Below are 14,126 nucleotides of genomic sequence, written 5' to 3' on the forward strand. Positions count from 1 at the left end.
CGATCAGCCCTGACCGCAAATATGAGTCCGAAGGTTAAGCGGCGCGCGCGCCGGGTCGCCTGTTGCGGCTTCTGCGCCGCCGGCGTACGGGCTTGTCGCCCTCGTTTTGAGCCGATTCGGCGCGTTGCGGCGGTTTCGTGGCAGTTCGTGGCGGCTTGCGATTTTCGCCGCCCTTGGCGGGTTTCGCTCCAGTTCGACGCTCACCGGCGTTGTTGGCCGGCGGCTGGCGGACCGGATCAGGTTCCGACGTGTAATCCGCCTTCAACGGCAGTCGCATCCGGATGATCTTCTCGACGGCCTTCAGCTTGTCAGCCTCGGCTGGATCGCACAACGTCACAGCCTCACCGGAAGCGCCGTTGCGGCCAGTGCGCCCTATCCTATGCACATAGCTCTCCGGCTGGTCCGGCAAATCGAAATTCACCACATGGCTGATGCCCGGCACGTCAATGCCGCGCGCCGCGATATCGGTCGCAACGAGAATGCGCACCGATCCGTCACGAAAGCCGTTGAGTGCGCGCTGGCGCGCATTCTGCGATTTGTTGCCGTGAATCACGGCAGCCTCGAACCCGTCACGCTCCAGATCGCGCGTCACGCGGTCGGCGCCATGCTTCGTACGCGCAAAGACGATCACCGATCGCATGGCCTCGTCAGACAGCATGTCGGAGAGGATCTTGCGCTTCTGTTTTGTCCGCGCCATCACCAGATGCTGAGTGATCTCACCGGCCGTGGTCGACTGCTTTGCAATTTCGACCCGCAGGGGATCGTTGAGCAAGCTTTTTGCAAGCCCCTCGATTTCCTTGGGCATGGTCGCGGAGAACAACGCTGTCTGGCGCGCAGGATGTGTTGCACGCGCGATGCGCCGCACATCATTGATGAAGCCCATGTCCAGCATGCGATCGGCCTCGTCGAGCACCAGCCAGCGTGTTTCGGCCAGCGAAAGCTCGCCTGACCGCACGATATCGGTCAGCCGGCCAGGCGTGGCCACCAGGATGTCGACACCCTGGGCGAGCCGCTTTACCTGGCTGCTGCGGGAAACCCCGCCAAGCACCAGCGCCGTCGACAGATGCGCATGCCGGGAAAGCTCGCGCACCACGTCGTCGATCTGCACTGCCAGTTCCCGTGTCGGGCACAGAATCAGTGCCCGGGCGGTCTTGCGAACGCGTTTGGAGCCAAGCGCGATGATCTGCGAGAGAATGGGCAGTGAGAAAGCCGCCGTTTTGCCGGAACCGGTTTGTGCGATCCCCAGAACGTCCCGCTTCTCGAGCATTGCGGGAATGGCCTTCTCCTGGATCGGCTTGGGGGTCACAAACCCCACACCCTCAGCCGCTTTCAACAGTGAGCCCGTAATTCCCAGTTCCGCGAAACCGATCTGTTTCGCATTGTTGTCATTGGTCAATTTGCAATCTTTCCCATGCTGACGCCGACAGGCGTCGCAATTGATAAGTGGCAGGGCGCAACCTGCCGAATAAATGTTTGAATGAACGACGAGACGACGGGGGTGCCCCGTGCGGCTGCGCTGTCGCGCCGGCAGTGCCGGCTTAAGCTCCCGCCCGCAGGCAGAGGCTTCAGACGCAACCAGTCTTTCTAGAAAGCCGGCAGTGCCGACCCATGCGTCTTGGCGTCATATGGGCCATCCGCCAACAAAGTGCAATCGCTAATTTGTGCATTGCAACCGGAATGCCCCTCACCAGACGCGCCAGCGGTGGCAGGGAACAACCGGGATCGGGGTTCAACCTCAGATGATCAACCCGGCGATCGTGTCATTATTCGTAATGTCCTGATAGGCCCAGCCCGCGGCGTCAAACCGTCCGGTAAGGACGTCGAAATTGGCGTGGTTCCGGGTCTCTATGCCGATCAGAACCGAACCGAAGTTGCGCGCCGATTTCTTGAGATACTCAAACCGCGTAATGTCGTCTTCCGGTCCCAGAAGATCCAGAAAATCGCGCAATGCGCCGGGGCGCTGAGGGAAACGGAAGATGAAATACTTTTTAAGTCCCTCGAAGCGGAGCGCGCGTTCCTTGACGTCCGGCAGACGCTCAAAGTCGAAATTTCCACCTGACACCACAGCAATTACGGTACGCCCGGCAAGCTCCTGCGGCGCGAAATTCTTCAGCGTATCGATCGCCAGTGCTCCCGCCGGCTCCAGCACCACGCCTTCGATGTTCAGCATTTCGATCATCGTCGCGCATAGCCGGTTTTCCGGCACCAGATGTACGGCGTCGGCATCAAACGACTTCAGATGCGAAAACGGCTCCGCGCCGATCTCGGCGACCGCAGCCCCATCGACAAAATTGTCCACCTTATCGAGCCGCACAGGCCGGTCCTGCACCAGCGCCTGCTGCAGACTGGCCGCGCCTTCGGGTTCAGCGAAGGCAAAGGAGCCCGCCTCCCCGCGTGCCATGAGATAGCGCGTCACCCCAGAGGCCAGCCCCCCACCGCCGACCGGCAGAATCACCAGGCTGTCGTCCATGCGCACTCCATCGAACGACTGGATTTGCTCGGCGATTTCTCGCCCGACGGTCGCCTGCCCTTCGATGATGTCCGCATGGTCGAAGGGCGGCACCATCGCTCCGCCGCTTTCCTCTGCGAATGCGAGCGCGGCACGGTAACAATCGTCGAAAAAATCGCCGATCAGTCGGATCTCAACGAATTCTCCGCCAAATATCCGCGTTTTGTCGATTTTCTGCTGGGGCGTCGTGACCGGCATGAAAACCACGCCCTTGCATCCAAAATGACGGCAGACATAGGCAAATCCCTGCGCATGATTGCCCGCCGAAGCGCAGACGAAGGTTCGCTCCTGGCCCCCGCGCGCCATCGCCTTGCGAAAGAAATTGAAAGCACCGCGAATCTTGTAGGATCGAACCGGCGTCAGATCCTCACGCTTCAGGAAAACCCGGGCTCCGGTTTTCTTGGAGAGGTAATCGTTCTCCTGAAGCGGCGTCTCGGCAAAAAGCGAGCGCAGCGCTTCGGCTGCCTCCGCGACCGCATTCACGAACTCGTCCTCTCTCGCTGCTGCACTCATGCTCTCTTGCCTATCCCGTGCTTGTGTCCTACGGGCTATTGCATATCGGGGCGCGGGACGCCACTCTCGCGCCAGGGAGGGGGATCGCTTCCCGAACAACAGACGCTTTGATGAGCAGCCTGAGGTTCAGTCCTTGCAGTATCTTGCCATACGCGCCGCACTCCACATCGCGGCGGTCTTTGCAATCTATCTTTCGGCAGCCATGCTCATCCCGGCAGCCGTTGATCTCTACTATGGCAATGACGACTGGCGGGTTTTTGCTTTCTCCGCACTCTTCACCGGCGGGCTCGCCATCGGGGTGTCACTTGCCACCCAGGGGCGCGCGCCTGCCATTTCCTCCCGCTTCGGCTTTCTTGTCGTCAACCTTTTGTGGATGACGGCCTGCATCGCCGGAGCCGTGCCGATGCTCGCCTCTTCGGTGGAATTCAGTGTCGCAGACGCATTTTTCGAATCCGTTTCAGGCGTTACGGCGACCGGTGCGACTGTTATCGTGGGGCTCGACAGCATGCCTCCTGGGCTGCTCATCTGGCGTTCCATCCTGCAATGGATCGGCGGCCTGGGCGTGATCGCTTTGGGTCTCTTCGTGCTGCCGTTCCTCAATGTGGGCGGTGTCTCGTATTTCCGCATCGAATCCTCGGATATCGAAGACCGGCCTTTCGACCGTTTCTCGACATTCGGGCTGGGCCTCATCAGCATCTATTCCCTGCTCACACTCGCCTGCGCAATTGCCTATGCAGCAGCAGGCATGCGGGCGTTTGATGCCGTAAACCACGCGCTGACAACCATCGCCACGGCAGGCTTCTCCACCCACGATGCGTCCATGGGCTATTACGCCGACAATCCTGCGATCCTCTGGATCAGCACCCTTTTCATGTTCATTTCGGCGCTTCCATTCTCAATCCTGATCCTTTTTGCCATTCGCGGCAGGCTCGATGCGCTGAGCGATCCTCAGATCCGCGTCTTCGCCGGCTACGTGATCGTGTTTGTCCTGGCCGTCGCCATTTATCTGCGCCTTGTTCACGACCACACATTCTTCGACGCCCTCACCCATTCGGCATTCAATTTCGTTTCGATCATCACCACCACGGGCTATGCCAGCGACGACTATTCGCAATGGGGGGCTTTCGCCGTGGCGGCGGCTTTCGTCGCCATGTTCCTCGGCGGTTGTTCCGGGTCGACCACCGGTGGGATCAAGGCTTACCGTTTCCTGATCCTTTTCAAGCTTCTGGCCAACGGCTTGCGTCGCTTCGTCTATCCCAACACGATCGTTACCGTGCGATATGGCGACCGGCCGGTGGATGACGATCTTCAACGCGCAGTCGTGCTGTTCATGTCGGCTTTCCTGGTCATATGGGCGGTCATCATCCTCCTGTTGGCGGCGACCGGGCTGGATTTCGTCACCGCCATTTCAGCCGCCCTCACAGGGCTTACCAATGTCGGTCCCGGTCTCGGGCAGATCGTCGGCCCCGCCGGCAGCTTTGCTCCGGTTCCCGATCCGGCCAAATGGATCATCGCCTTTGCCATGCTCATGGGCAGGCTTGAAATTTTGGCGGTTCTGGTCATTTTCACGCCTGTTTTCTGGGAGAGATAGTCTTCCAAACGAAACCTATCGCCCTCGAAGCAGACTTGGGACCCGATGCCCCTGGTCGACAAAGCATGAGCAGGATTGTCGTCGCATGCCGTTCCGCAAGTTCCCAGACCTGTTCGTCCTTTTGCTGCTCTCCCTGATCGCGGGCTGTGCAAACCCGCACGCTTCCCGTCTGATAGCGGAAAGGATCGCGCCCGCACGCGCTGATCAGATTGCCGGGAGCCATGGCATTTTCATCGCCACCAATCGGATGCAGACCAACAAACCGGGCGAGATATTCGCCGGCGGGCGGGCGCCGGAGCCAGCCTTTGCAAAGGTAGAGATCACGGTGCCCACCGTGCATGAAACCGGGAAAATGGAGCTTGCTCCCAATCCTCGCATCGCCGATCCCGCTCGATATTTTGCGGCTCAGCGCGCCATACTCTTTCCCGGTGAAAGCGATTTCGAAAATGCACTCAGGGACGATATCGCCGCGCACAACGGACGCGCACTCGTCTTTATCCATGGTTACAACACCGGCTTCGATGACGCGGTCTACCGCGCCGCACAGATCTTTCACGATTCAAAATATGCCGGCACACCGATCCTGTTCTCCTGGCCGTCGGCCGGGCGCACGATCGATTACGTCTATGACAGCAACAGTGCTACTTCAGCACGCGACGCGCTGGAAGAGACGCTGCAGACACTGGCCCGTGCCGGCGCACGGCGCATCGACGTGGTGGCACATTCCATGGGCAGTTGGGTGACCATGGAGGCGCTGCGTCAGTTGGCCCTTTCCGGAGATCGTGACCTCGGCGGGCGCCTTGCCGACGTCATCCTCGCCTCTCCAGACATCGATATCGATGTGTTTAAGGGGCAGATGCGGCGCTATGGAGTGCCAAAGCGCCCCTTTGCTGTTCTGACGTCCCAGAATGACAGAGCGCTCACACTGTCCGGATTCATTGCCGGCAATCAGCCCCGGCTTGGTGATTATCGCGATGCAGAAGACCTGACATCTCTCGGCGTGACGGTGATAGACGTCACGAAAGTTTCCTCCGGAGACTGGCTCAATCATACCAAGTTCGCGGAAAATCCGGTTCTGGTACGCCTGCTCGGAGAGCGCCTGTCCAGCGAAGGGGAATTAAACGAAGGCGATGACGACGTCGTCATCGGCCAGATGGAGACTCTGGTGCGCGGCCTGGGGCAGACCTTCGGATCCGCGGCCGACATCGTGATCACCACGCCGCTCACCGTCATCGAACTGGCCACTGGTCAGGGCCGACGCCGCTAGCCCCCTACTCAGAGAAACAGGTCGACCTTGCGGAAAGTCGACACATCGATGATGCCGGTGTCGGAAATCCTGAGTTCCGGGATCACCACCAGCGCCAGAAGCGAGTGCTGCATATAGGCGTTGTTGAGGGCGCACCCCATCTTGCGCATGGCTTCGGTCAGTTTCGCAGTCTTGTGAGCCACCGTTTCCGCCCGCTCGTCCGACATCAGACCGGCAATCGGCATCTCGACAAGGGCGAGCTCGCGCCCCTTCGAGAAGAGCACCACACCACCACCGACTTCACCCAGTCGGTTCGCAGCCTTCGCCATGTCCTGCTTGTTGGTCCCTACGACGATCATGTGGTGCGAATCATGCGCGACCGTAGAGGCCAAAGCACAATCCTGCATATAACCGAAACCGGAGACAAAACCGTTCGTCACCATTCCGGTAGCGCGATGTCGCTCAACGAGAGCGATCTGACAGACGTCATTGCGACGATCCATTGCGACGACGCCGTCTTCAACCTCAAGTTCGGCCTCAAGCGCCCGCGTCGGCGCCTGATTTTCGATCACACCGATCACCCGCACCCGCACATGGCTTGCGCCTTCCGGCGCTGCAATGTCGAAATCTTCCGCCGTAAGCTCCTTGCCGAGCCGCACGGTGTTTTTTGCCTTGTCGGGGTAGTCATAGACAGGGATATCCGCTTCCAGCCGGCCGCCCCGCGCCAGCCTCACGCCGCGTGCAAAAACCTCATCAATCGCAAGTTCGGCCAGATCCGAGACAATGAGGAAATCCGCGCGCCGTCCCGGTGCGATGGAGCCCAGCTCACGCTCGAGCCGGAAATGTTCGGCGCTGTTGATGGTCGCCATCTGGATCGCCGTCACCGGTTTCAGCCCCTGGGCAATCGCGTGGCGCACCACACGATCCATATGACCATCTTCTACCAGCGTCCCGGAGTGGCTATCATCGGTGCACAGAATGAAGTTGCGCGGATCGAGCCCTTGCTCCGTCACCGCCTTGATCTGGCTCGCAACATCGTACCAGGCGGACCCCAGCCGCAACATGGCCTTCATGCCCTGCCGCACCCGCGCGATGGCGTCCTCGGCGCGCGTTCCTTCATGGTCGTCCTCTGGTCCACCAGCCACATAGCCATGAAACGGCAGACCAAGATCCGGCGAGGCATAATGCCCCCCAACCGTCTTTCCCGCTTTCACGGTCGCGGCAATCGCTCCACACATCGTGACGTCGTTTGCGGCAACACCCGGGAAATTCATCACTTCCCCAAGACCGACAATGTTCGGCCAGCCCATGGCCTCCGCCACATCCTCGGCTGTGAGTTCGGCACCGGCGTTCTCCAACCCCGGCGCGGACGGCACGCAGGACGGCATCTGCACGAACACGTTTATCGCCTGCGCCATCGCCTCGTCGTGCATCAGCCGCACGCCATCGAGGCCGAGAACGTTGGCGATTTCGTGGGGGTCGATGAACATGGAGGTCGTGCCATGGGGGATTACGGCACGGCAGAATTCCGTCACCGTCACCATGCCGCTTTCCACATGCATATGCGCATCGCACAGCCCCGGAACCAGATAACGCCCCATGGCGTCGACCACCTTCGTCGTCTCACCGATGGTGTGGCTTGCGTCCGGCCCGCAATAGGCAAAACGCCCCGCGACGATGGCAAGGTCGGTAGCGGGAATCACTTCGCCTGAATGCACATTCACCCAGCGGCCATTGCGCACCACCAGATCAGCAGGCGACCGCCCCATGGCAACGTCGACGAGAAGCGGAGCAACCGCGTGCCAGGGTTTGAGATCGGCGGACGGCACGGGTTTGCGGTCGGGCATGGGAATCCTCCAGATGAGGCCGATACTTTCGCAAACCAGCGCGGTTCACGCCAGCCCCGTTTCGGCCTGCTGGACACTTCCGCGTCTGGCAATGTCCATGAAATGAGGAACAGCTCTATCGAGCAATCGTGTCCCAGGCAGCGATGGCGCTGTCGACCACACGTTCGAGCTCTTCGGCCGTTGCACCATCCCGCGCGCGGATCGACAGGCCATGCATGACGGTTGCGTAAAACGCTGCAACACTCTGCGGATTGACGCATTCTGGCACATCACCATCGGCAATTCCGCGCTCCACTCGGCGGCGGAAACCATCTTCACCGCAGCGCCTGTTGTCGGCCAGAAAGCGGCAGACCGGATTGTTTTCCGGCGCTCCGGCAAGAGCGGAGATCACAACCATGCAGCCGCGCGGATTGTCTGGATTGGTGTAGCTGCGCGCATTCACGCGCAAGGCCGTTTCGATGGCAGCGCGGGCGGTCGTCCCGTTTTGCAGAGCCTCGCTCACAGGAGCGCCCTCTTCACGCTCATAAAGCTCGATCGCTTCACGAAACAGCGTTTCCTTGCAACCGAACGCCGCATAAAGGCTCGGCTTGTTGATGCCCATCGCTTCGGCGAGCTCGCTCACCGAGGCCCCTTCGTAGCCGCACGACCAGAACACCCGCATCGCCCGATGCAGGGCCTCATTTCTGTCAAAAGCTCTGGGTCTGCCGCGACCAGCCATCTCAATCAACCTTTTGTACCAAGGCGTAAATAATTCTCTTGACCCGATTTCTCAAGCCTGACTATTTTTATAACGTTCGGTACATAAATAGGAGACACACATGACCGAGACCCAAATCAGGCAGGATTTGCGGGGAAAGGCGGCATTGGTAACGGGCGGCAGCCGTGGCATAGGCGCGGCAATCGCCCACCGCCTGGCAGCCCGTGGTGCGGACGTCGCCATCACCTATGCGGCAAGCACCGCAAAGGCTGAGAGCGTCGTGGCGAAGATCGAGGCTGCCGGTCGCCGCGGCCTCGCCATCCGGGCCGACAGCGCCGATCCCCGCGCCATCAAGGCAGCGGTTGACACGGCGGCGGAAACCTTTGGCCGTCTGGATATTCTTGTGAACAACGCCGGCATCTTCCCCTACGGCCCACCCGATGAGGTCACCCTGGAGGAGATCGACCGCACGATCGGCATCCACGTGAAGGGCGTTTACGTTGCCTCACAAGCTGCCCTTTCGCATATGAGCGAAGGTGGACGAATCATCTCCATCGGTTCCTGCTTCGCCCAGCGTGTTCCTCATGGCGGGGTCACGCTCTATTCCATGAGCAAGTCCGCTTTGATCGGCTTCACGAAGGGGCTGGCCCGTGATGTCGGCTCGCGGGGCACTACCGTAAATGTGGTCGATCCCGGATCGACTGATACCGACATGAACCCGGCGGACGGGCCCGGTGCCGACGGTCAGCGCGCCCTCAATGCTGTCGGCCATTATGGCGCTCCCGACGACATTGCCGCCATGGTCGCTCATCTTGCCAGTCCCGATGGACGATACATCACCGGCGCCGCGCTCGCCGTGGACGGGGGCAGCAACGCCTGAACACCACTTTGTCAAACCCATTGTGGAAACCAATGGGGCGGTCATGCCGCTCCTCTCTCCCCCTCCCCGGTCTGCAGCGCATCGCCAAACCTGTTATGAGAGGATAATCACCCGATTCTCCCGACAGGCCCGACGTGACCGCTGATCCGACCCATATCCTCAAAACTGTCTATGGATACGAAAGCTTTCGAGGACGCCAGGCCGAAATCGTCGACCACGTCATCGCCGGCCATAACGCGTTCGTTCTGATGCCGACGGGTGGCGGAAAGTCGCTCTGCTATCAGATCCCCGCACTCTGCCGTCCCGGCCTCGGCCTTATTGTCTCGCCGCTCATCGCACTCATGGCCGATCAGGTCGCTGCATTGAAACAAGCCGGCATTAGGGCGGCCGCGCTCAATTCAAACCTCCCCCCCGAAGCCCGCCAGGCCATCTGGCGCGCCATGGGCAACGGGTCGCTCGACATTCTGTATGTGTCGCCGGAAACCCTGCTGCGCCCTACGGTCCTGGACCGGCTGAAACAGGTTCCCCTGTCGCTCGTCGCTATCGACGAGGCCCACTGTCTCTCCCAATGGGGCCATGATTTTCGCCCGCATTACCGCCAGCTGGACGCACTGGTCACCGAATTTCCCGACACGCCCCGCATGGCGCTCACGGCAACGGCCGATGCGCCCACCCGCGCGGAAATCATCGCCCATCTGGACATTTCCGAGGGCGACAGTTTCATCGCCGGTTTCGACCGCCCCAACATCCATTACGCGATCGAGGAAAAGGACAACCCGCGCCGTCAGCTCCAGCGCTTTCTGGAAAAGCACAAGGATGAGAGCGGCATCGTCTACTGCCTGTCCAAGCGAAAAACAGACGAAACCGCCGCCTGGCTCCAGTCGCAGGGCTACAACGCGCTCGCCTATCATGCAGGCATGGACCGCGAGGCGCGCGAAGCCAACCAGACACGTTTCCAGCGCGAGGAAGCGGTCATCATGGTCGCCACCATCGCGTTCGGCATGGGCATCGACAAGCCAGATGTGCGCTTCGTCGCCCATCTCGATCTGCCCGGCAGCATCGAGGCCTATTATCAGGAGACGGGCCGCGCCGGCCGCGATGGCCTGCCATCGGAAGCTATGATGCTCTATGGTTTCGACGATATCGCGTTACGCCGCCGGTTTATCGACGAATCCGACGCATCCGACCAGCGCAAGCGCATGGAGATGCAGAAGCTGGACACGCTTCTCGGCCTGGCCGAAACCGCTCAGTGCCGCCGCCAGGTGCTGCTCAACTATTTCGGCGACCATTGCGAACCCTGCGGCAACTGCGACACCTGCGCCAATCCGCCAGAACGTTTCGACGGTTCCATCGCTGTGCAAAAGGCGCTGTCCTGCATCTACCGCACCGGCGAGCGCTTCGGGCAGGCTTATATCGTCTCCGTGCTGCTTGGCGCAGACGACGAGCGCATCGCGCGTTTCGGGCACGACCAGATTTCTACCTACGGGATCGGCAAGGAACACGACCAGCGCACCTGGCGCTCCATCCTCCGCCAGATGGTTGCCCACGGCTTTGTCGATGTCGATTTCAGCGGACATGGCGGCCTTTCCATTTCCGAGCGCGGCGCGCAGTTCCTGCGAGAAAAACCAACGCTGATGCTGCGCGTGCCTCGTCCGGCTGCGAAAGGCAAAAACCGCCGCTCGTCCGGCAATGAAGCCGCCACGGCCCTGGCCCCGGCGGATGCCGAACTGTTCAGGGCATTGCGTGAAAAACGCATCGAGATCGCACGGGCTCAAAACCTGCCGCCCTATGTCATTTTCCACGACCGAACGCTGATCGAGCTGGCCACGGCTCGCCCCGCCTCACGCCGCGCGATGGCAGGCATCTCCGGCATCGGCGAAGCCAAGCTCGACCGTTATGGCGAGGCCTTTCTGGATGTGATCGCAGGCCACGGGTGAGACTCCCAAGTTAAGTCGTCCCTACTGGAAGTGATCGACAGAGAGCAGTTGTTTGCCGGCTTACTTTACGTTAATCTTTGTGAATTAATCGTAACAGCAATCATCTCAGAAAGGATCTGCACAGTAAATATTCGACATCCTTCGCGCCGCAGAAATGGCAGATCCACTCAGTTTCCTGAATATAAGGGATGTGGACCACATAAAAAAAAATAAAATGCGGTGCAAAAACGCCAAATATTGAGGGGCGCATGCATTCCCGCACATCAAGCAAGAAATTGACCGCGATTCTATTATCCGGAAGCGCTCTTGCGAGCGTGCTCGGTTGGCCGGTTTCCAGCGCACACGCCGCCTGCAGTCTCGTGCCGACAGCCGGCAACGATGTGTTCATCTGCGACAGCGGAACGCACGGCGGCAACCTGGTGGACCTTTCAGGAGACAATTCCCTTACAATGCCTGCTGGTGGCACCGGCATCATAAATGGCGACGTGACATTCGGTCCCGGCGTTGACACGGTCGAGGTGCATTCGGGCGCGATCAACGGACAGCTCCAACAGGGCGACGGCATCGATGATTTCATCATGACCGGAGGCCAGATTGACAGCCTGAACCAGGGCGGACATTTCGATACATTCTTCATGTCCGATGGCCACATCGTCAATTACTTCGACGACGGCGACGAAGCGGTCATGACCGGAGGGCGCATCGGTCGTGTCGATATGAAGCTCGCCAACAACATTTTCGATATGTCTGGTGGCACCATCGATGGCAATCTTGTCGCCGGGTTCGGGCACGACACGATCATCCTGTCCGGTGGCTCCATCGGTGGCAACATCAGTGTCAGCGGAGGCACAGATCGCGTCACAATCACCGGCGGTTCTGTTGGCGGCGACATCCGGTTGAGCGTGGGATCCGACACGCTTCTGTGGGATGGTGGCGGCAGCATCGGCGGCGATGTGGATATGGGCGGTGACGACGATACCGCAACGCTACGCAACCTGAACGATACCAATCTCGCGGGCATGAATGCGTTTCTCGGTGGCCTTGGCACCGATGACTTGACACTCGAAGGCGTGGTGACCGACACCCCCGACCGTTTCCAGACACTGGAAACCGTCAATGTGAACGCAGCATCCGCACTGACATTCGCGGGCGGTGAAACACTCACCCTCGGCGACAGCGGGACGGGCACCGGCACCGTGAACATCGATGCATCCAGCACTCTGTTCGGCGGCTCTGCAAATGGCGGCATCAATGCGTTCGGCGCCGGCCAGCGCGCGAATGTTCGCAATGCCGGCACCATCGATCTGACCAATGGCGGCGACAGTGCAACCGATACTTTCACCATCACCGGCGATTACCACGGAGATGACGGCAAACTCTCTTTGAACACGGTGCTGGGAGACGATACATCTTCCTCAGACAAGCTGGTGATTGCCGAGGGGAGCGCTGGCGGTTCCACCGGCATTTCTATCGTCAATGCCGGCGGCAGCGGCGGCGCTACGGTTCAGGACGGGATCATGGTCGTCGAGGCCACGGGAAGCGGCACGACTGCCGCCGGAGCCTTCTCCCTCAATGACCGCGTCGCGGTCGGTGCATTCGAGTATCAACTGTATAGAGGTGGTGTTTCAGCCGGGACGCAGGAAAACTGGTATCTGCGCTCGACCATCGTCAACCCGACCTCGCCCACTGTGCCGCAGCCCGCTCCGGGGCCGGTCACGCCTCCCACTCCAGGCGCGACCCCTGTGACAGGCGGGACGGTAGCACTCTATCGTCCGGAGGTAGCAGCCTATTCCGCCGTTCCACCCGCCCTGCAGCATCTCGCAGCGTCCACGCTTGGGACGTTCCATGAAAGACGCGGTGCGCAACCATTTCTGCGGGATGGCGATGCGGTTTTGCCAGCGAGCTGGGGGCGGTTTTTCGGCCAGAACGTGGAAAGCAATTGGGATGGCACCGTCGCACCGGGTTTTGACGGCAGCTTGTTTGGCTTTCAACTTGGTCAGGACCTGATCGAAAGGGATAGCGGCAATGGTCACGTGGATCGAGCCGGAATCTTTCTCAGTCATGCACGATTGAACGGTGACACCACTGGTCAGGCCGTTGGCTGGAATGACATGGCGGTCGGCGAACTCGATTTGCATGGCACCAGCCTGGGCGGCTACTGGACGCATGTTGCGCCCGATGGCTGGTATCTGGATGGCGTGGTGATGGGCACCTGGTTTGGCGGAGAGACACGATCCAGCGCCGGCGAGGCCATTGATGTGGATGGGGCCGGTATCGCAGCCTCTGTCGAGACAGGTTACCCCGTCGCCATCAACGATCGCTGGAACCTGGAGCCGCAGGCCCAGTTGATCTGGCAACATCTTTCCCTCGACAACCAAAGCGACCGATTTTCGACCGTCACCTTCGAAACGAACGACGTCGTGACCGGGCGGTTGGGAATGCGTTTTGAGGGAGATTTTCAAACCGAAGGTGGTCGCGGCCTGAAACCATATTTCAAGGCCAATCTCTGGCACACATTCTCGGCAGATCAGAACCTGCATTTCGATGGAGATGCGATCACAACAGAGCTCGAAGGCACATCACTTGAACTTGGTGCAGGGCTTGTCGCGAACCTCACCAAACAGGTGGGCCTTTTTGCAACTGCCGATTACACAACGAACATCGGCGGTGAGAAGAAGGAAATATTCGAGGGCAATCTGGGCCTGAGCATCACGTGGTAAGGCAGCGCCTGCGGTTTCGCCAAAATCCGCCGTAAGCTGGATGGCTGGTGCGGACGGCGGGGGTCGAACCCGCAAGCCCGAAGGCGGCAAATTTTAAGTCTGCTGCGTCTACCAGTTTCGCCACGTCCGCACAGGTCAACGACTAGCGGTAGAAACCCTGCTGATCAAGCGGGATACGCATGTTCT

9 protein-coding genes and 1 tRNA gene are annotated in these 14,126 nt (G+C 60.2%); 5 read left to right on the top strand and 5 right to left on the bottom strand.

Annotation, left to right across the window (positions count from 1 at the left end; genetic code table 11):
* Nucleotides 1-34: 34 nt before the first annotated feature.
* The gene (locus KW403_RS01130) at nt 35-1,471 is read right to left on the bottom strand and encodes a DEAD/DEAH box helicase (RefSeq protein ID WP_378596826.1); all 1,437 of its coding nucleotides are present in this window, start codon (nt 1,469-1,471) and stop codon (nt 35-37) included.
* Nucleotides 1,472-1,735: 264 nt separating this feature from the next.
* Nucleotides 1,736-3,022, bottom strand: a complete 1,287-nt coding sequence (ilvA, locus tag KW403_RS01135; RefSeq protein WP_223020961.1) for a threonine ammonia-lyase IlvA — start codon at nt 3,020-3,022, stop codon at nt 1,736-1,738.
* A gap of 133 nt (nt 3,023-3,155) precedes the next feature.
* Here ilvA and KW403_RS01140 point away from each other — a divergent pair, with 133 nt between their 5' ends.
* Both KW403_RS01140 and KW403_RS01145 read left to right on the top strand, forming a co-directional pair.
* A complete protein-coding gene (locus KW403_RS01140) occupies nt 3,156-4,613 on the top strand; it encodes a TrkH family potassium uptake protein (RefSeq protein WP_223020962.1) in 1,458 nt (485 codons plus the stop codon).
* Nucleotides 4,614-4,698: 85 nt separating this feature from the next.
* On the top strand, nt 4,699-5,880 hold the full coding sequence (locus KW403_RS01145; protein ID WP_223020963.1) for an alpha/beta hydrolase: 1,182 nt from the start codon (nt 4,699-4,701) through the stop codon (nt 5,878-5,880).
* An 8-nt stretch (nt 5,881-5,888) separates the two neighbouring features.
* Here KW403_RS01145 and ade read toward each other — a convergent pair whose 3' ends face one another.
* Together ade and KW403_RS01155 are read right to left on the bottom strand one after the other, a co-directional pair.
* The gene (gene ade / locus KW403_RS01150; RefSeq protein ID WP_223020964.1) at nt 5,889-7,706 is read right to left on the bottom strand and encodes an adenine deaminase; all 1,818 of its coding nucleotides are present in this window, start codon (nt 7,704-7,706) and stop codon (nt 5,889-5,891) included.
* 115 nt (nt 7,707-7,821) lie between these two features.
* On the bottom strand, nt 7,822-8,424 hold the full coding sequence (locus KW403_RS01155) for a TetR/AcrR family transcriptional regulator (RefSeq protein ID WP_223020965.1): 603 nt from the start codon (nt 8,422-8,424) through the stop codon (nt 7,822-7,824).
* A 100-nt stretch (nt 8,425-8,524) separates the two neighbouring features.
* Here KW403_RS01155 and KW403_RS01160 point away from each other — a divergent pair, with 100 nt between their 5' ends.
* From KW403_RS01160 to KW403_RS01170, 3 genes are all read left to right on the top strand, one after another.
* Nucleotides 8,525-9,283, top strand: coding sequence for a 3-oxoacyl-ACP reductase family protein (locus KW403_RS01160; protein ID WP_223020966.1), 759 nt, complete (start codon nt 8,525-8,527; stop codon nt 9,281-9,283).
* Between the two features lie 134 nt (nt 9,284-9,417).
* A complete protein-coding gene (gene recQ, locus KW403_RS01165; protein ID WP_223020967.1) occupies nt 9,418-11,220 on the top strand; it encodes a DNA helicase RecQ in 1,803 nt (600 codons plus the stop codon).
* Nucleotides 11,221-11,468: 248 nt separating this feature from the next.
* Complete coding sequence (locus KW403_RS01170; RefSeq protein WP_223020968.1) at nt 11,469-13,940, top strand: autotransporter family protein; 2,472 nt, start codon at nt 11,469-11,471, stop codon at nt 13,938-13,940.
* Between the two features lie 45 nt (nt 13,941-13,985).
* Here the strand turns inward: KW403_RS01170 and KW403_RS01175 are convergent.
* Nucleotides 13,986-14,070: transfer RNA gene (locus KW403_RS01175), tRNA-Leu, on the bottom strand.
* Between the last annotated feature and the right edge of the window lie 56 nt (nt 14,071-14,126).

Origin of the sequence: Nitratireductor kimnyeongensis, from assembly GCF_019891395.1 — a bacterium.
In the GTDB taxonomy this organism is placed as follows: Bacteria; Pseudomonadota; Alphaproteobacteria; order Rhizobiales; family Rhizobiaceae; genus Nitratireductor; species Nitratireductor kimnyeongensis.